Source organism: Cupriavidus sp. 94F1, assembly GCF_057798875.1.
The window spans coordinates 149,492-166,722 of sequence record NZ_JBYOJT010000007.1 but is presented as its reverse complement, the minus strand read 5'-3'; the positions used below and the strand labels follow the sequence as shown (position 1 = coordinate 166,722).

Sequence of the window (17,231 nt, the reverse complement as noted above, 5' to 3'; positions counted from 1 at the left end):
TGGCAGGATTTGTGTACACTGTCTACTATGAAACGAAATGGGGTGGACGCCGTCCACATGGGGGATGACATGAACCGTGCCGTTGCTGCAACGCCGCCTACGCGCACGACCTATCGGCACGGCGACCTGCGCCGGGCGCTGCTGGAGGCCGGTATCGACCTGGCCCGCGATGGCGGGCCGGACGCCATCGTGCTGCGCGAAGCCACGCGGCGCGCGGGCGTGGTGCCCAACGCCGCGTATCGCCATTTCGCCAGCCGGCAGGATTTGCTGCAGGCGGTGCGCGCGTGGGCCCTGTCGAACCTGGCGATGGCCATGGAGGCCGAGATGGCGGCGATTCCTGCCGATGCGTCGCCGGCCGAGCGCGCGCGGGGCAGTCTGCGGGCGGTCGGCATGGGATATCTGCAGTTCGCGCTGGCGGAGACCGGCCTGTTCCGCACCGCGTTTTCGGTGCCGGACGATGTGGAAGACGATACCGACCCGGCCAAGGCCGGCAACAGCGGACTGAATCCGTTCGAGCTGCTGGGCGCCGCGCTGGATCGCTGGGTGGAAGCGGGCCTGCTGGCACCGGACCGCCGGCCCGGCGCCGAATACATCGCGTGGTCGGCAGTCCATGGCCTGGCCGTCCTGCTGATCGACGGCCCCCTGCGCAGCCGGGCGAAGGAGCAGGCCGCGGTAATCGGGCAGCGGTTACTGGAGATGGTGGATCGAGGGCTGCAGGCCGGGGGGTGAAATGCGGCGCGGCGGCGCAACGGCCCCCGACGCGCTGGCTTACCGGCCCTGGCGGGAGCGCGGTGCGCCGATGTCCGTCAGGTGCTGCCGCCACGCGGAAAACACCGCATCCAGGCAACTGGCCGTGTCGCATGCGTCGCGCTGACGCCGGAAGGCGTCGATGTCCGCCTGCGAGATCACGCCGGCCTTGAGTAGCCGCTGCTGGTCGGCATAGATGCGCTGGTAGCCCATCGAGAACAGTGCGGTCTCGCAGATGATCTGGCTGGCGCGCGTGGCCGGCGCCTCGCAAGCGATATCGCTGGCGTGGGCCGCGCAGGCCACGCCGGCGGCGATGGCCGCAGCCCCGCCGCGAAGGTAATGGATGACACTCGACATGGGGCCGGATTCTACCCGGCCTCAAGCCGGCGCCATCCCGCAACGCCGCCGATCAGCTTGCCGCTTGCGGCTTGGCCACCCCGCGGCGCGCCTTGACTGCCTGGCTCAGCGTTTCGAGCACCGCGACCGAATCGTCCCAGCCGATGCACGCATCCGTGATGCTTTGGCCGTAGGTCAGGTTGCACGGCTCGTGTTCGCCCGGGGTAAATTTCTGCGCGCCCGGCAGCAGATGGCTTTCCACCATGACGCCGAAGATCGAGCCGCTGCCGGCGCTGATCTGCCGCGCCAGGTCGGCCGCCACGTCGATCTGCTTCTGGTGCTGCTTGCTGCTGTTGGCGTGGCTGCAATCGACCATCAGCGTATTGCGCAGCCCGGCCGCTTCCAGTTCGCGGCACGCGGTGGCCACCGCATCGGCATCGTAGTTGGGCACCTTGCCGCCGCGCAGGATGACGTGGCAGTCCGGGTTGCCCTTGGTATGGACCGTGGCGACCTGGCCGTTCTTGTGCACCCCCAGGAAGTGATGCGGACGCGATGCGGCCTGGATGGCGTCGATGGCGATCTTGATGTTGCCGTCGGTGCCGTTCTTGAAGCCGATTGGCGCGGAAATGCCCGAGGCCAGTTCCCGATGTACCTGGCTCTCGGTGGTGCGGGCGCCAATCGCGCCCCAGCAGATCAGGTCGCCGATATATTGGGGCGAAATCACGTCCAGGAATTCTCCGGCGGCCGGCAGGCCCAGCCGGTTGATGTCCAGCAGCAGGCTGCGCGCAATGCGCAGCCCTTCGTCGATGCGATAGCTCTCGTCCAGGTACGGGTCGTTGATCAGGCCCTTCCAGCCCACCGTGGTGCGGGGTTTCTCGAAATACACCCGCATCACGATTTCCAGCGAGTCGGCATAGTGCTCGCGCTGGGCCATCAGCCGCCGCGCGTAGTCCAGGGCCGCCTGCGGGTCGTGGATCGAGCAGGGGCCCATGATGACCAGCAGCCGGTCGTCCTGGCCGTGCAGGATGCGCGAGATGCGCTGGCGCGTCTGGGTGACCAGCGATTCCACCGGCGTGCCCCGGATCGGGAAGAAGCGGATCAGGTGCTCGGGCGGGGGCAGGGGGATGATGTCGTCGACATGCGCGTCATCGGTCACGCTCGTACGGTCCGGCGGCGGCGCCTGCCAGCCCTCGGCAACGGTCGGCGGCGATTTATGTGGGTCTTGCATGGCGAACTCCTGCGAATCTGGGGAAAAGGACACCTGCGGAAAGCCTGCCGCAAACATGGGGCCACCCGGCGCGGATGTCGATGGAAAGCGATTCTAAGGCAGGCCGGCGGCCACGTCGCCGGGCATGGGCTGGAAAACGCTGCCGGCAACGGCGCCGTCACCGGGGCGCCCGGCATGCCCGCATCGCTACGCTTATAATTCGCCGGCTTTCCGCCCTCGCCACCGCATCGATTCCATGTCCGCTGTCACTTCCGCCGAACCCGTCCGCCTTGCCGGTGCCCTTGTCGTGGGCGGTGGCCCGGCCGGCCTGATGGCAGCCGAGATGCTGGCCGCCCAGGGTTTGCCGGTCGATGTCTACGACGCCATGCCGTCGGTCGGGCGCAAGTTCCTCATGGCGGGCAAGGGCGGCATGAACATCACGCATTCGGAGCCGGCCGATGCCTTCCTGGGCCGTTACGGCGTGCGCGCCGACCGCATCGGGCCGTTGCTCGACGCGTTCGATGCCACCCAGCTGCGCGCCTGGGTGCATGCGCTGGGCATCGACACCTTCGTGGGCAGTTCCGGCCGGGTATTTCCCACCGACATGAAGGCCGCCCCGCTGCTGCGCGCGTGGCTCCATCGCCTGCGCGAAGCCGGCATGCGGCTACATGTGCGGCATCGCTGGGTCGGTTTCGGCCAGCCCGTCGATGGCTGGCACGTGCTGCGTTTCGCTACCCGCCAGGGCGACGAGCAGGTCGACGTGGAAGTGGCGGCCCGCGCCGTGGTGCTGGCGCTGGGCGGGGGCAGTTGGGCGCGACTTGGGTCCGATGGCGCGTGGCTGCCGATGCTGGCAGCCCGGGGTGTCGATGTGGCGCCGCTGCGGCCCGCCAACTGCGGCTTCGACGTCGAATGGAGCGAGGTGTTCCGCGCCCAGCACGCCGGCGAGCCCGTCAAGCCGGTGGCCATCGGCGTGACCGCGCGCGACGGCACGGTACTGTATCGGCAAGGCGAGTTCGTGATCAGCGAAACCGGCATCGAGGGCAGCCTGGTCTACGCGCTGTCCGCGCCGATCCGCGACTTGATCGACGCCCAGGGAAGCGCCACCATCACGCTGGACCTGGCGCCGGGGCGGTCGGCCGAGGACGTTGCCGCCGAAGTCGCACGGCCGCGCGGATCGCGCTCGGTGTCCAGTCATCTGCAGAGCCGGCTGGGCATTACTGGCGTCAAGGCGCGGCTGCTGCGCGAGGCGCTGACCCGGGAAGCGATGCACGACCCCGTGGCGCTGGCCGCGGCCATCAAGGCGCTACCGTTGCGGCTGGCGCGCGCACGGCCCATCGACGAAGTCATCAGCACGGCGGGCGGTGTCCGGTTCGAGGCGATGGACGCCCACCTGATGCTCAACGCGATGCCGGGCGTGTTTTGTGCGGGCGAGATGCTCGACTGGGAAGCGCCGACCGGCGGATACCTGCTGACGGCCTGCTTTGCCAGCGGGCGGGTGGCGGGGGTGGGCGCCGCGGCATATCTGGCCGGCTGACGGCGTCAGCCCATCGACCCGCCAACCGACCTGCCGATCCGCCTGGCCAGCCACGGCCCGATCAGCACGACCGAGAACAGCCGCAGCGTCTGGGTGGCCACCACGAAGTTCATGTCCGCGTTGGTGCCGAGCGCGATGGCCACGATCGATTCCACGCCGCCCGGCGACATGGCCAGGTAGGCCGTCAGGAAGCTGACCTTGTGGCTGGCCGAGATCAGCCAGGCCGAGGCGGCGCACAGCGCAATCATGGCCACGATGGCAGCCAGCATGGTTGGCAGCGACGCCACCAGCGGCCGCAGCAGGTCGCGCCGGAACTGCAGGCCGATGGTCCAGCCCAGCACCGCGAAGCCGCAGCCGAGCAGCGGGGTGGGCACCACCACCGGAGCCGGCACCACCGTCACCCACACGGCGCCCAGCGCCAGCGGCACCAGGAACGCCCCGGCCAGGATGCGAAAGCGCACGCCAATCCAGCAGCCCACCATCGCAATCCCGATGGCGACCGGCGTGCCGACCGGCGAGACATGGCGGAATGCCTGCACGGCAGTCGCCGATGCCGATGCCGAGGCCGTCGCCATCTGTGCATCGACGATGGCATGGGCCACCAGCGGCCCGGTGACGACCACCAGCACCACGCGCAGGTACTGCATCAGCGACACCAGGATGCCGTCGCCGCCGTTCTCGGTGGCCAGTGCGCCCATGATCGACGCCGCGCCGGGTAGGCTGCCCCAGGCGCCCGTGGTGCCAGGCAACGGCGAATAGCGGACCAGCAGCCAGCCCACGGCCGCGGCGCTGCCGATGGTCAGGGCCACGCCCAGCACCACCAGCCCGTCGGAGGCCGCTTCGAGCAGTTCCGCCAGATGCAGCGTGCTGGCAATGGCCGTTCCCGTCATGGCCTGCGCGAACGCCGTCAACGCGGGGCGGATGCGCAGCCGGATGTCCATGAACCCGGCGACCATGGCGCACGCCATCGCGGCAACCAGCACGCTGGCAGTCGATATCACGGGTTGCAGCAGATAGCTCAATACGAGCGTACCGGCCATGAGCGCGGACCATTGCAGCGCGCGGCTTGTGTGTGCCATGTCCTGTGCGGTGTTGCCCGAAGGGTGACCCAGCCGCGAATTCTATCTTCCCTGTCTGCGATGCTCCGCCATTCGGTACGCGGGTCGGCGGCGCTCAGTCCAGCTTGATGCCGACGCTCTTCACGACCTTGTCCCACTTCTGGGTGTCGCGGTTCACCAGTTGCGCGAATTCCACCGGGCCCAGCGCGCTGGGCTCCATGCCCTGCTTGGCGATCGATTCGCGGATCGACGGCTGCGCCACCACGGCGGCAATTTCCTGGGCCAGGCGGTTGACGGTCGGCATCGGCGTGCCGCCCGTCGTAAAAACGCCATACCACGACACCACCTCATAGCCGGGCACGCCCGATTCGGCGATGGTGGGCACGTTCGGCATCGTTTCCACGCGCTTGGCGCTGGTCACGGCCAGGATGCGGACCTTGCCGGAATCGGCGCCGGCCTTGGCCGACGGCAGGCTGGCAAACGTCATCTGGGCCTGGCCGGCCATCACGTCCTGCATGGCGGGGGCATCGCCGCGATACGGAATGTGCGTGATGGACACGCCCGCCATGCTCTTGAACAGCTCCGCCGACAGGTGCGAGATCGTGCCATTGCCGGGCGACGTCACGTTGAGCTTGCCGGGGTGGGCCTTGGCGTAGGCCAGCAGTTCCTGCACGTTCTTGACCGGCAGGTCGTTGTTGACCACCAGCGCGTTGGCGGACTTGGCCACCAGCGACACCGGCTGTACGCCCTTGACCGGGTCGTAGGGCAGCTTGCTGTAGATCGACGGCGCGATGGCCTGGCCGCCGACCGAGCCCAGCAGCAGCACCGAGCCATCAGGCTTGGCGCGCGCCATCTCGGCGGTGGCCAGCGTGCTGCCGCCGCCGGGCTTGTTCTCCACCACGATCGTCGTCCTGGTGTTCAGCTGGAATTGCGTGGCGACGGTGCGCGCGATGACGTCGTTGCCGCCGCCGGGCGCGAATCCGACCAGCATGCGGAGCGGGCCTGGGGGCAGTTCCTGGGCCACGGCAGGGATGGCGGCCGAGGCAGCTGCCACTGCGAGCGCGAGAGCGGGGGCGATCTTGGAAAACAACATGGTTGATTCTCTAAAAGATGGGTGGATAAGTGCTCTCAGGATGAACTCGCTGTGCTGGTCCAACTGGTGGGGCGCGGTGTATCCCGGCTCCCGCTCATTTTGTGCAGGCGTTTGCTGCTGGCGTGGCCGGCCGGCCTGGCAATCCGGCCACGCGTTCGCCATGTCGCGGCTTATTTCTTGAATCGCACCACGGCTTCGCGCGAGGCCTGGGTCTGCGGCAACGTCGCAATTTCGCCAAGCGTCACGGGCTTGGTGGGAAACCGCAGGCGGTAGTAACCCACATCGCGCGGATGCCGCTGCTGCTCGTCGGCGATCAGTTCGGTCACGGTCAGCCCGCAGAAGCGGCCCTGGCACGGCCCCATGCCGCAGCGCAGGAACGCCTTCAGCTGGTTCGGCCCCTGGCAACCGATGCGCGCGGCATGGCGTACCTGTTCGGCCGTGGCTTCCTCGCAGCGGCACACGATGGTGTCGCCCACCGGGCGGCGGAACTGCGGCAGCGGGCGGTACAGCACCTCGAAGAACTCGCGGCCACGTGTGGCGCGTGCCAGTTCGGCGCGCGGCTGGGCCGCCGTGCGGTCGCGCGTGGCGGTGCTGATGCGGCCCAGCGCAGCGGCCGCATGCGCGGCGGCGATACGGCCCCGATGCTCGGCGGCGACGGCACCCGCAATGCCTGCGCCGTCGCCGGCAATGCTGACGTGCGGCACCGACGTGGCGCCCCACTCATCGACCTGCGGCTCCCAGCAATCCTGGCGGTCGTTCCACACATGCTCGGCGCCCACGGCGCGCGACAGGTTGGTGTTCGGCACCACGCCCTGGTGCAGCAGCAACTGGTCGATGGCGATGGTGCGGCGCTGGCCGCCGGCCTCGTAGCGCAGTTCGGCGACCTGGCCGCCGGGCCCCGCCACGGCCTCCAGCGCGGTCACGCCGCTGACGATGGGCACCGCCTTGCGCACGGCGCGCAGCAGCTTCAGGCCCTTGCCCAGGTAGGGCGAGCGCAGGAAGCCCCAGGCATGCGGTAGCGCCTGGCGCCATTGGCCGCTGGCCGTGGTTTCCAGAATGGCTGCCAGCTTCACGCCGGCATTCAGGTACTGCCAGGCCAGCAGATAGAGCAGCGGGCCGCCGCCTGCCAGCACGGTCCGCCCCTCGGGCACCACGCCCGATGTCTTCAGCAGGATCTGCGCGGCGCCGGCCGTGATCACGCCCGGCAGGGTCCAGCCGGGAATCGGGAACGGCCGCTCCTGCGCGCCGGTGGCCAGGATGAGATGGCGGCAGTGCAGCAGCGCGGCCTGCGGGTCCCGGCCGGCATGGGCTACCGAGTAGGCCACCTCGTAGCCGGCGGACTCGCCTGTTTCCGCTGCGTCAGGCTGGCCTTCGCGTGCATGGATCGACCACACGGTGGCGGCCGGAATATGGCGCGCGCCGCTGCGGGCAAACGGCTCCAGCAGGCGCAGGCCGTGCCAGTAGTCCTGGCCAAGGATGGCGCGGTTCTGCACCGGCGTGCTGCCGATGGCGCGATAGATCTGGCCGCCCGGTGCGGGTTGCTCGTCGATCAGCACCGTCGACAGGCCCAGCGCGGCGGCCTGGGTGGCGGCGGCCAGCCCGGCCGGGCCGGCGCCGATCACCAGCAGGTCGCACGTCGTGATATCGGCCGTCATGCTGCCACCTCGCGTGCGCCAAGCTGGCGCTCCACCTTCATGCCGTCCTGCACGCGCGTCATGCAGGCCTGCTGGTTGGGCCGGCCGTCGATGCGTACCAGGCAGTCGTAGCACACGCCCATCATGCAGTAAGGCCCGCGCGCGGCGCCCGATACGGCGGTGTCGCGGCAGGCCAGCACGCCGGCCGCAAACAGTGCGGCGGCGACGCTGTCGCCTTCCCGGCATTCGAGCGGGGTGCCGTCCACGGTGACCCGCACGCTGCGCGCCGTCCCTTGCAGCACGGCCGCGTCAATTCGTTTGAACATGGAATCTCCGGGTCGAAAAGGTGTCCAGCTCCGGCGCCAGCGCCCCGGCGGCGATCATCGGAGCCAGGTGCATGGCGTGCGTGGCGGCCAGCGTCACGCCGCTATGGCAGGTGACAATGAACGCGCCGGGATGCGTGGCCGATTGCTCGTAGACCGGAAAGCCGTCCTTGGCGCGCACGCGCAGGGCTGACCAGGCGCGCACGGCGCGAACGTCGCGCAGCGCCGGCAGCGTCCGCACGGCGCGGTCGGCCAGCGTGGCCAGCACGGGCAGCGTGGTCACATGGTCGGCATAGCCGGCATCTTCCTGCGAATCGCCGACCAGCCAGCTGCCTTCGTCGTTCTGGCGCAGCGTGACCAGCGGGGTGTCCAGCAGGCGGCGCGTGCGCTCCAGCACCAGGATCTGGCCGCGCTGCGGCGCCATCGGCAGGTCGATGCCCACCATGGCGCCCAGGTCGCCGTTGCGCAGGCCGCCGGCCAGCACGATCTTGCGCGCCCGCACCTCGCCGTTCGGCGTGGTCAGCACGAAATCGCCGCCGGGCTGCTGCGCGATATCGGTGACGCCATGGTGCGGCAGGTATTCGACCCCACTGGTGCTGAACGCGGTATGGAACGCGCGCAGCAGCTTGAGCGGATTGACGATGCCGTCGTGCGGCGTCCAGATCGCGCCGGTCACGTCCGGGCCAAGGCCGGGCACCAGCGACGCCGCCTGGTGGTGATCGAGCAGCTTCCACTCGTACGGCTCGACGCCGGGCTGAGACATCAGCGTATTGACCCACGCCAGGCGGGCTTCCACCTCGTAGTCGCCCATCAGCGGCGTGAGGCCGCCTTTCTGTTCCAGCGCGACGTCGATGCCGGTTTCCTTGAGCAGGTCGGCCGCCAGTTGCGGCCACAGGCGCGTGGAATGCAGCGTCCAGCGGCTGTAGGCACCCATGCCGTAGCCCTTGCTCTGCAGCCAGACCAGGCCGAAATTGCCGCGCGAGGCGCGCAGGGCGATATCGCCTTCGTCCAGCACGGCAATGGTGCCGACGCGGTTGCGCAAGCCGTAGGCCACGGCGGAGCCGACCAGGCCGCCGCCCACCACGGCGACGTCGAATACGTGATATCGGGGGCTGGAGGCCACCATCAGCGGCGCCTCCCGTGGGGAATGTGCGGGCCTTGGGCCCTGCTGGAATGCATGTCGGCTACTCGCAAGAATCGTGACACCACCGGCCATCTGGGACGATCTGGCCGGGATGTCTGTCCGGACGAGTATTGCGGAGCCAGCACCCCGGACGCAAATACGAGTCTGTCAGGCGGTCATACCAAAACCTGATAGGGTGGCCGGCAGGGATGCCGTTTCGGTGGCGATCACCTCGATCATCCGTTCGGTGAACCGGTCCACCAGCAAATTGGCCGGCCGGTTGCGGGCCAGCAGCAGGTAGCTGACAAACGGGATCTGCGGCCGGAATGGCCGGATGACGACTTCCGCGGCGTGCATGCGGGCCACCAGCGGATTGACGATGCCGACCCCGAGACCCAGGCCGACCATTTTGCAGATGGTGGCACCGTAGGGAGTCTCGAAGTGCATCACGCGCCGGTCGTCGCTGGCGAACGCGGCATCCACGGCGGCGCGCAGGCCGTCGCCATGGCTCATCGAGATGAACGATTCGCCGGCCAGGTCGGCGGGCGTGATGGCATCGAGCGCGGCAAGCCGGTGTCCGGGCGGCAGCACGCAACAGCCCGACAGTTCGGCCACGGGCCGGGCTTCGGTCACGGCGGCGGGCGGCAGGAACGAGACCAGCCCCAGATCGCAGTAGCGGCTGCCGACCTGGTCGGCCACCAGTTGGGTGCTGCCCGTTTCCATGGCCACGTTGACGTCGGGGTACTCGGCATGAAACCGCTGCAGCACGAGCGGCAGCACGGTCATCGCCAGCGACGGCACGGTGGCAATGCGCAGGCGGCCCTTGCCGAACTGGCGGATATTGCGCGCGGCGTCCTTCAGCGCGTCAAGGCCGACGAAGGCGCGTTCGACCTCGCGCACGAAGGCCAGCCCTTCTTCGGTCGGATGCAGGCGGCCCGCCGTGCGCGTGAACAGCGTCAGGCCGGTGGAGTATTCGAGCTGGGCGATGAGCCGGCTCACGTTTGGCTGCGACGTATAGAGCTCGGTGGCGGCCGCGGTCATCGAGCCGGACCGCATTACTGCCTGGAACGCGTGGATTTCCTTGAACTTCATGCCAGGGTCTTTGGATGGATGCTGCGGCGATGGTATAGCAAATCCGTATGGGAAGCCCTGGTAGAACGATATGCCGGTATGGACGACTAGGCCGTCGGCGGGCCAGGCGGCGCCGGAGGCTCCCAGAGGATGTCCTGCAGCGGGGCGCGTTTGCGCCAGCCCTCCTGTTCGAGCATCGGCGCCGCGTAGAACGCCGGCACCGGCCCCAGGCAGAGCAGCCCGAATGGCTTTGCGCCGGGGGGCAGACCCAGCTCGCGCGCCAGGGCAGCGGGGTCGAACATCGATACCCAGCCCAGGCCGAGATTCTCGGCCCGTGCGGCCAGCCAGAGGTTCTGCACCGCACAGGCGGCGGACGCCCACGCCATTTCGGTGGGCATGCTGCGGCGGCCGAATACCGTGCCGTCGTCGGGTGCCAGTATCACCGCCAGCAATTCGGCGCAGTCGCGCATGCCCTCGACCTTGAGCCGCAGGAATTCGGCACCGCGTTCGCCCAGTGCCTGGGCCGTGGCCTGCCGTTCGGCTTCCACCAGCGGCGCCAGGCGCGAGCGCCAGGCCGGCGTGCTCAAGCGCATGAAGCGCCACGGCTGCATCATGCCCACCGAGGGCGCTTGGTGGGCGGCGCGCAGCAGGCGTTCCAGCTGGTCATCGGGCAGACGGGGCCCGGGCGTGAAGTGCCGGCAGTCGCGCCGCAGCGCCAGGATGCGGTACAGCGCGGCGCGCTCGGTATCGTCAACGTGAGGGCCGGGCCCGGTGTCTGCCATGTCTTGGGTAGGTTATGGGGTGTCGACGGGACAGGCGCCCGATGCGCAGTCGCCGGCTGCCGTGCTGGCTGGATTGCCGGCCGGCAGGGCGGAAGGCTGCCCCTTGTCTGCGCGGGAGTCCGCGCGCGCTTCGAGAATCAGTTCGGCAATGTCGGCGCCCAGCGTGAGATCGCTGACCGAGCCGAAATACTGCCGGCGCAGCAGGCCATCCGCGTCGATCAGGATTAGCGTCGGCGTGCCGCGCATGGCGTAGGCCTGCATCGTCAGCGGCACGCCGCCGTGGCCGTCGGGCATGTCCACCCCAACCGGGAACGGAATCCGGTACTCGTGCAGGAACGCGCGCAGCGCCGTGGGCGTCATGGCGTCGTGGTGCTCGAATACGGTGTGCAGGCCGACCACGGCCACTTCGGACGACTGAAACGTCTGATGGACCCGCAGCGCCTGCGGCAAGCCGTGCGACACGCAGCCCGGGCACAGCATCTGGAACGCTTCCAGCACGATGACCTTGCCGCGCAAGGCTTCGATGGACAGGGGACGGTCAGTGTTGAACCACTGCTGGACGGCCCACGCGGGTGCGGGCTGTGGACGAAATTCGCTCATGGTAGGGATCTCCGGCTGCATGACTGCGGCAGTATGCGGCGGCGAAAACTCCGTGGGATGGCGATTCGTCCAGGAAAACAGCCCGTTCGTACGCGGGGGCGTGCGACGGGCTGCTGGGGTATCCCTTGGCGCGTTATTCCGGCTGGGAAGGGGTTTCGGGTGCGGCGGGTGCGGCGGGCGTGACGTCAAGCGTGTCTGCCGCGGCGGCTTCCGGCTGCGGGGCGGCCTGCGCTTCGGCCTGGGAGGCGGCCGGCTGGGCAGCTTGCTGCGCCGCCGCCTTCGGCTGGGCCGGCTTCTGCTTCGGGCGGGCGGAGCGCAACTGGCGGCCGCGTGCCGCATCGGCCTCGGTCACTTCGCCGGCCGGCTGGCCAGCCAGATCCAGACGCGGCGCGCCCTGCGTCAGGCAAGTCCAGTAGCGGGCGCCACGGCACCAGGTGCGGATCGCCTCGCGCAGTTCGGCTTCGGACAGGCCCAGTTCGGTGGCGTGCGTCAGCAGATCGTCGAAGACACCGATCTTGAGCGGCACCTTGGGCGCGGGGTTCTTCGGGAACGCCAGCGGGAATTTCTTTTGCAGCTTGCCGATATTGCGGACCACCGGATCGACAGGCGTCGCCGGCCTGGCCTGTTGCGCCGCCTGGCCAGACGGCTTTGCGGCCGGTTTTGCACCCGGTTTGGCGCCCGGCTTGTTCGGCCGCGACGGCTTGTTCGGCTTGGCGGCAGGCGCAGGCTGGCGCGGAGCCTTCTCGCGCGCCTCTTTCTTTGCCTGCTCGGCCAGTTTTGCCCTCAGTCCTGCCAGTTGTTCGAAACCCATTGCTCTAGCTCAGTCAAACGACGCGGGATTATAGCGTGGATACCGGCCGAGGCCGGTTGTCGTCGGAAAATGCCGCCCCGGCGTCACCGGGAAGGCTGAAATGGGTCAGCGGATCTTGCCGAACCCGTCGGCTGCCCAGCGCCCGGCGCTCTCGCGCGTCAGGCGGAAATCGGGCCGTACATTGGCGGTGGCGAGTACGTCACCGAACGCGCTGGTGGCCGTCAGCGTGCCGAATGGCTCGAACTCGTCCGGCGTGATGGCCAGCTTGACGCTGATGACCTGATCGTCGACTTCAATCGTAATTTGCTTGTTAAGTTGCGCGTGCAACTGCTGCTCGTGGCGGCGGATCACCTCGGAGGCGGTCTTCACCAGGGTCTGGTGCGCGGTGGCATCGAGCGGCTTGGGATCGACCTTGTTTCGGCCCATGGTCCACGGGCCGACCAGGGCGGGTTCGGCGCTGCCGTCGCGGATCATTTCGACGGCCCAGCCGTCGCCGTCCTCGTTCTTGATGACGCGTGCGGTCCAGCCCTTGTCGCGCCAGAGCCGGGGCTCGTGAATCTGGTCGGGTTCGAGGTCGGCATCGGAAACCGTGGTGTCGGTATGGGGCTGAGGCATGACGCGGAAAAGCTGGGCAGGGGGAGCGGCTGGGGCCGAAAGGCTGGCATTCTAGCCCAGTCGCCAGCCCGCACGGTGCCGTCCGGGCACGCCTTGCGTAGCATTAGGCGCCTGGCGCACAGTCTGAAGCGGCTGGGAGTGGGGCAGGTGATCCGCGCGAGGGGCCGCGATGTCGGTGCGATGCCTGACAATGCCTAATTGGCGGGGTCAGAACAATCCTGATTGTCGCGAACGCCCGGGGTGTGATACAAGATAACTGCGCGCCCGCCATACTGGCGGCGTCGTCTTTATCTCGTTTTAGTTGGAATATTCAGAAAATGGCAACTGGTACCGTGAAGTGGTTTAACGATGCGAAGGGTTTTGGTTTCATCTCGCCGGATGACGGCGGTGAAGACCTGTTCGCGCACTTCTCCGAAATTCAGGGCAACGGCTTCAAGTCGCTGCAAGAAGGCCAGAAGGTCAGCTTCGAAGTGAAGCAAGGCCCCAAGGGCAAGCAGGCAGGCGCGATCAAGCCGCTGTAAATCCTCACGCATTGACTGCGTGATCTGCGGCGCCCCGCCTTGAAAACGGGGCGCCGTATCACTTTTGCTGCCGGGTTCCTGCTTAACGCTCCAGGAACAGCTTCAGCTTGTCGGCGCGGCTGGGATGCTGCAGCTTGCGCATCGCCTTGGTCTCGATCTGCCGGATCCGCTCGCGGGTCACGTCGAACTGCTTGCCGACCTCTTCCAGCGTGTGATCGGACACCATGTCGAGGCCGAATCGCATGCGCAGGACCTTTGCCTCGCGCGGCGTCAGCGCGTCGAGCGCCTCGTCGATTGCCGCCCGCAGGTTGGCTTGAATCGCCGCTTCGGCCGGCGAGCTTGCCGACACGTCCTCGATCATGTCGCCGAGCGTGGCGTCGGCGTCGTCGCCCACCGGGGTTTCCAGCGAAACGGGTTGCCGCGCAATCCGCAGGATGCCGCGTACCTTTTCCTCGGTCATTTCCATGCGTTCCGCCAGCACCGCGGGATGGGCCTCCTGGCCGGTCTGCTGCAGGATTTCGCGTGAAATGCGGTTCAGCTTGTTGATCGTCTCGATCATGTGAACCGGCACCCGGATGGTGCGTGCCTGATCGGCCAGCGCGCGCGTGACGGCCTGCCGCACCCACCACGTGGCATACGTCGAAAACTTCCAGCCGCGCCGGTATTCGAACTTGTCCACGGCCTTCATCAGGCCGATGTTGCCTTCCTGGATCAGGTCCAGGAACTGCATGCCGCGGTTCACGTACTTCTTGGCGATGGAAATCACCAGGCGCAGGTTGGCCTCGGTCAGTTCGCGCTTGGCCTGCCGCATCTTCTGCTCGGCGGCGCTCATCTGGCGGTAGATCTGCTTGAGCTGCTGCAGCGGCACCGAGACAGCGGTCTCGATATCGACCAGCTTGCGCTGGCAGGCCTGGATGGCCGGCAGGTGACGCTCCAGCGCCGGGCCGAACTGCGGCGACGTGGCCGCCATCTGGCTGGTCCAGCCGAGATCGGTCTCGCGGCCCGGGAACGACGCCACGAAGGCCTCGCGCGGCATGCTGCAACGCTCGACGGCGATCTCCAGGATGCTGCGCTCGATCGCGCGCACGGCGTCAACCTGTTCGCGCATGCTGGCGCACAGGCGGTCGATCATCTTGGCGCCGAAGCGGATCGGCGCCAGTTCGCGCTGGATCTCGGCAAGCACCTGCGCGACGGCCGCCGAGCGGGCCTTGCCCGTTACCGGGGTGCCGGGCAGTTGCGCGTACAGGGTCCGCACGCGCGCGAAAATCGCCAGGCTGTCGGCCGTCAGTTGCTCCAGCCGGGCAGCGTTCGCCTTTTCCGGGTTCGGGGTGTCTGAATCGTCCTCGTCATCGTCCGATTCGTCGTCGGATGCGCTGTCGTCGTCGGCATCGGCGTCGTCGGAGGCGTCATCGGCCGCACTGGCCATGTCGACGTCTTCGGCGCCGTCGTTGATGCCGTCAACCAGTTCGTCGATGCGCAGTTCGCCGGCGACGATGCGGTCCACGTCGGCCAGCAGCGCGGCAACGATGGACGGGCACGCCGCAACGGCCTGGATCATTTCCTGCAGGCCGCTTTCGATGCGCTTGGCGATCTCGATCTCGCCGGCGCGGGTCAGCAGCTCGCTGGCGCCCATTTCACGCATGTACAGGCGCACGGGATCGGTGGTGCGGCCGAATTCGGAGTCCACGGTGGACAGGGCAGCTTCGGCTTCCTCGTACGCCTGGTCGTCCGATGTCGCAGCCGGGGCGGCATCGCTCAGCAGCAGCGTCTCGGCGTCCGGCGCCTGTTCGTAGACGGACACCCCCATGTCGTTGAACGTGCTGACGATGGTTTCCATCGCAGCCGTCTGCGTCACGTTGTCGGGAAGGTGATCGTTGATGTCCGCGTGGGTGAGGTAGCCCCGCTCCCGGCCAAGCGCGATCAGGGCGCGCATCTGGCGCTGGCGCTCCTCGTCCAGGCGCGCGGCCTGGGCGTGGTCCAGCGGGGCGGCGGTGGCCGGGGCCTTGCCGGCCGGCTTGCGGCGGGCGGTCTTCGAAATAGCCGTCGTCATGCGGGATGCGGAATCGTCACGAACCGGATTTGCCAATACATTCTCCTGGACTGGTGGCCGACGATCGTCGCGGACATGACCGTCGGTCAAGCCTGCGGGCGCGAACGAAATCGTGGAGTGGCGCACGGAACGTCGAGGCCGAATGCCTCCCGCAGAATCCAGTGTGCGCAAAATGGGGAACCGCGCATCATACTTGACGATGTTGTGCGGTGCAATAACCGGCGGCCCGCTTTTTGTCGCAAAAAGGGCCGATTAGGGCGCATTACAACAAAAAAAACACGGTTGATGCTGTTCGCCGGTGACATGTTCTGGTGTGGGGGCAGGCCAGAACATTTCAAGCCAAAGGATCGGCGATGACCCAAGCGACAGGTCTGGCGGATGGCCAGGCGGTTTGCCGCGATGGTCACCGGCACCGGACATCTGTTGCCGCGCTGGCGCACCTCCTGTCATCGGCCAGGCACAAAAAAATGCCACGCGGCGGGGAACCGCGTGGCATCTGAAGTGAAGAGAGCAGGGGAGGGGTCAACCCTGAACTCCATTGGGTCGCCCGCATTGCACGGGCGACTGCAGTGTAAGAAGACAATTCTCATTCGAACATCGGAATCTTCTGAAATTCGGGTGCGACTTGTCTCAGTCGCGGCCGCCCGGTCAGGGCCGCTGCGCCGCCATGAATGCATCGATTTCGCGGTCCTTGGCTTGCCACTGATCGGCAAGCCAGTGGTGAAACGCCGACCGGAAAGCCTTGTCGGTCGCGTAGTCGGCGCCGCAAAAGGCATCGGGAATCGGAATTTGCCGAATGCGGACGACGATCCGGCCGGCACGGCCCGAGGCAAGGTGCCAGAAGCTGGGCACGCCGTCCGGGTAGATGATCGTCGCGTCGATCATCGAGCGGAACTGGGTGCCCATGGCATTCAGCGTGGTGGCCAGCGCGCCGGCGCGGGGCTTGAGGAGGTGGCGATACGGCGACGATTGCGCCTGCCGCCGCGCTGGCGAAAACCGCGTGCCCTCGGCAAATACCATCACGCTGGTGGGCACCAGCCTGAATTTCTCGCAGGCGCGCCGCGCGGTGTCCTGGTCCTTGCGGCCCAGCGCCGGATTGCGGCGCAACTGTGCCTTGCTGTACCGCTTCATGAACGGGAAGTCCAGCGCCCACCAGGCCAGGCCAATCACCGGCACGTAGAGCAACTGCTGCTTCAGGAAGAACTTCAGCAGCGGAATGCGCTTGTTCAGCACCCGCTGGAGCACAAAGATATCCACCCACGACTGGTGGTTGCAGTTGACCAGATACCAGTCGTCCAGGCGCAGATCCGTATTGCCCTGGACGTCCCAGATCTGTGGTTGCAGACGCGCGATCCAGCGGGTGTTCCGGGATACCCAGCCCGTTGCGATGCCGTTCAGCCAGGGGTCCACGCGGCGGCGCACCGCCTGCGTCGGCACGGCCAGCTTGAGCAGTGCCAGCGGCACGATCGGTACAAAGCAGGCCAGCGTGTTGAGCACCAGCAGCGTGGCGCTGAGCAGGCCGGTCAGCCATGCCAGGCGTTGCGGCCGGGCCTTCGGCGGCTGCCGGCCGGCGGTATCGACAGATTCGGGCGGTTGGGGTGGTTGGGGCGGGAGCGTTCCGGTGCGGGAAGCGCGTGGTGAGGATGGGGACGAAGGGGAGGTCGAATTCATGTGCGCAAGTTTGCAAGAGCCAGAAGGCCGTCAATTTGTCTTCAATCAATTGGAA

At 67.8% G+C, this 17,231-nt stretch carries 17 protein-coding genes; 3 read left to right on the top strand and 14 right to left on the bottom strand.

Annotated features, from left to right (window positions below; all coding sequences use genetic code 11):
* The first annotated feature begins 69 nt into the window (after positions 1-69).
* Complete coding sequence (locus AC3FJ6_RS19120; protein ID WP_488773289.1) at positions 70-729, top strand: TetR/AcrR family transcriptional regulator; 660 nt, start codon at positions 70-72, stop codon at positions 727-729.
* A 39-nt stretch (positions 730-768) separates the two neighbouring features.
* Here the strand turns inward: AC3FJ6_RS19120 and AC3FJ6_RS19115 are convergent, their stop codons facing one another.
* The gene (locus AC3FJ6_RS19115) at positions 769-1,104 is read right to left on the bottom strand and encodes a hypothetical protein (protein ID WP_400396863.1); all 336 of its coding nucleotides are present in this window, start codon (positions 1,102-1,104) and stop codon (positions 769-771) included.
* A 52-nt stretch (positions 1,105-1,156) separates the two neighbouring features.
* The gene (locus AC3FJ6_RS19110) at positions 1,157-2,311 is read right to left on the bottom strand and encodes a 3-deoxy-7-phosphoheptulonate synthase (protein WP_488773288.1); all 1,155 of its coding nucleotides are present in this window, start codon (positions 2,309-2,311) and stop codon (positions 1,157-1,159) included.
* Positions 2,312-2,546: 235 nt separating this feature from the next.
* Between AC3FJ6_RS19110 and AC3FJ6_RS19105 the strand changes: the two genes are divergently transcribed.
* On the top strand, positions 2,547-3,824 hold the full coding sequence (locus AC3FJ6_RS19105) for a TIGR03862 family flavoprotein (RefSeq protein WP_488773287.1): 1,278 nt from the start codon (positions 2,547-2,549) through the stop codon (positions 3,822-3,824).
* Positions 3,825-3,829: 5 nt separating this feature from the next.
* Here the strand turns inward: AC3FJ6_RS19105 and AC3FJ6_RS19100 are convergent, their stop codons facing one another.
* From AC3FJ6_RS19100 to AC3FJ6_RS19055, 10 genes are all read right to left on the bottom strand, one after another.
* Positions 3,830-4,903 (bottom strand): AbrB family transcriptional regulator, encoded by a 1,074-nt coding sequence (locus AC3FJ6_RS19100; protein WP_488773286.1) that lies wholly within the window; start codon positions 4,901-4,903, stop codon positions 3,830-3,832.
* A gap of 94 nt (positions 4,904-4,997) precedes the next feature.
* Entirely contained in the window at positions 4,998-5,975 is a 978-nt protein-coding gene (locus AC3FJ6_RS19095; protein WP_488773285.1) for a Bug family tripartite tricarboxylate transporter substrate binding protein, read from the bottom strand.
* Positions 5,976-6,145: 170 nt separating this feature from the next.
* Positions 6,146-7,630 carry an FAD/NAD(P)-dependent oxidoreductase gene (locus AC3FJ6_RS19090; protein ID WP_488773284.1) on the bottom strand — a complete coding sequence of 495 codons (1,485 nt, stop codon included), beginning with the start codon at positions 7,628-7,630 and terminating at the stop codon, positions 6,146-6,148.
* The gene (locus tag AC3FJ6_RS19085) at positions 7,627-7,935 is read right to left on the bottom strand and encodes a (2Fe-2S)-binding protein (protein WP_488773283.1); all 309 of its coding nucleotides are present in this window, start codon (positions 7,933-7,935) and stop codon (positions 7,627-7,629) included. The genes AC3FJ6_RS19090 and AC3FJ6_RS19085 overlap by 4 nt, the downstream gene beginning before the upstream one ends.
* Positions 7,919-9,058: an NAD(P)/FAD-dependent oxidoreductase gene (locus AC3FJ6_RS19080; protein WP_488773282.1), complete on the bottom strand. Its 1,140-nt coding sequence runs from the start codon at positions 9,056-9,058 to the stop codon at positions 7,919-7,921. Before AC3FJ6_RS19080 ends, AC3FJ6_RS19085 begins: the two co-directional genes overlap by 17 nt.
* Before the next feature lie 165 nt (positions 9,059-9,223).
* Entirely contained in the window at positions 9,224-10,147 is a 924-nt protein-coding gene (locus tag AC3FJ6_RS19075; RefSeq protein WP_488773281.1) for a LysR substrate-binding domain-containing protein, read from the bottom strand.
* A gap of 86 nt (positions 10,148-10,233) precedes the next feature.
* Positions 10,234-10,908, bottom strand: coding sequence for a 5,6-dimethylbenzimidazole synthase (bluB, locus tag AC3FJ6_RS19070; protein ID WP_488773280.1), 675 nt, complete (start codon positions 10,906-10,908; stop codon positions 10,234-10,236).
* A gap of 12 nt (positions 10,909-10,920) precedes the next feature.
* A complete protein-coding gene (locus AC3FJ6_RS19065) occupies positions 10,921-11,508 on the bottom strand; it encodes a redoxin domain-containing protein (RefSeq protein ID WP_488773279.1) in 588 nt (195 codons plus the stop codon).
* A 133-nt stretch (positions 11,509-11,641) separates the two neighbouring features.
* Positions 11,642-12,319 (bottom strand): ProQ/FinO family protein, encoded by a 678-nt coding sequence (locus AC3FJ6_RS19060; RefSeq protein WP_488773278.1) that lies wholly within the window; start codon positions 12,317-12,319, stop codon positions 11,642-11,644.
* Between the two features lie 105 nt (positions 12,320-12,424).
* Positions 12,425-12,934, bottom strand: a complete 510-nt coding sequence (locus AC3FJ6_RS19055) for a hypothetical protein (protein WP_488773277.1) — start codon at positions 12,932-12,934, stop codon at positions 12,425-12,427.
* A gap of 317 nt (positions 12,935-13,251) precedes the next feature.
* On the opposite strand from AC3FJ6_RS19055, the gene AC3FJ6_RS19050 reads away from it, so the two are divergent.
* Positions 13,252-13,455, top strand: coding sequence for a cold-shock protein (locus AC3FJ6_RS19050; RefSeq protein ID WP_066740354.1), 204 nt, complete (start codon positions 13,252-13,254; stop codon positions 13,453-13,455).
* An 82-nt stretch (positions 13,456-13,537) separates the two neighbouring features.
* Here the strand turns inward: AC3FJ6_RS19050 and rpoD are convergent, their stop codons facing one another.
* Positions 13,538-15,505 (bottom strand): RNA polymerase sigma factor RpoD, encoded by a 1,968-nt coding sequence (rpoD, locus tag AC3FJ6_RS19045; protein WP_488773276.1) that lies wholly within the window; start codon positions 15,503-15,505, stop codon positions 13,538-13,540.
* Between the two features lie 648 nt (positions 15,506-16,153).
* On the bottom strand, positions 16,154-17,176 hold the full coding sequence (gene yihG, locus AC3FJ6_RS19040) for a 1-acylglycerol-3-phosphate O-acyltransferase, YihG family (protein WP_488773275.1): 1,023 nt from the start codon (positions 17,174-17,176) through the stop codon (positions 16,154-16,156).
* Positions 17,177-17,231: the final 55 nt, after the last annotated feature.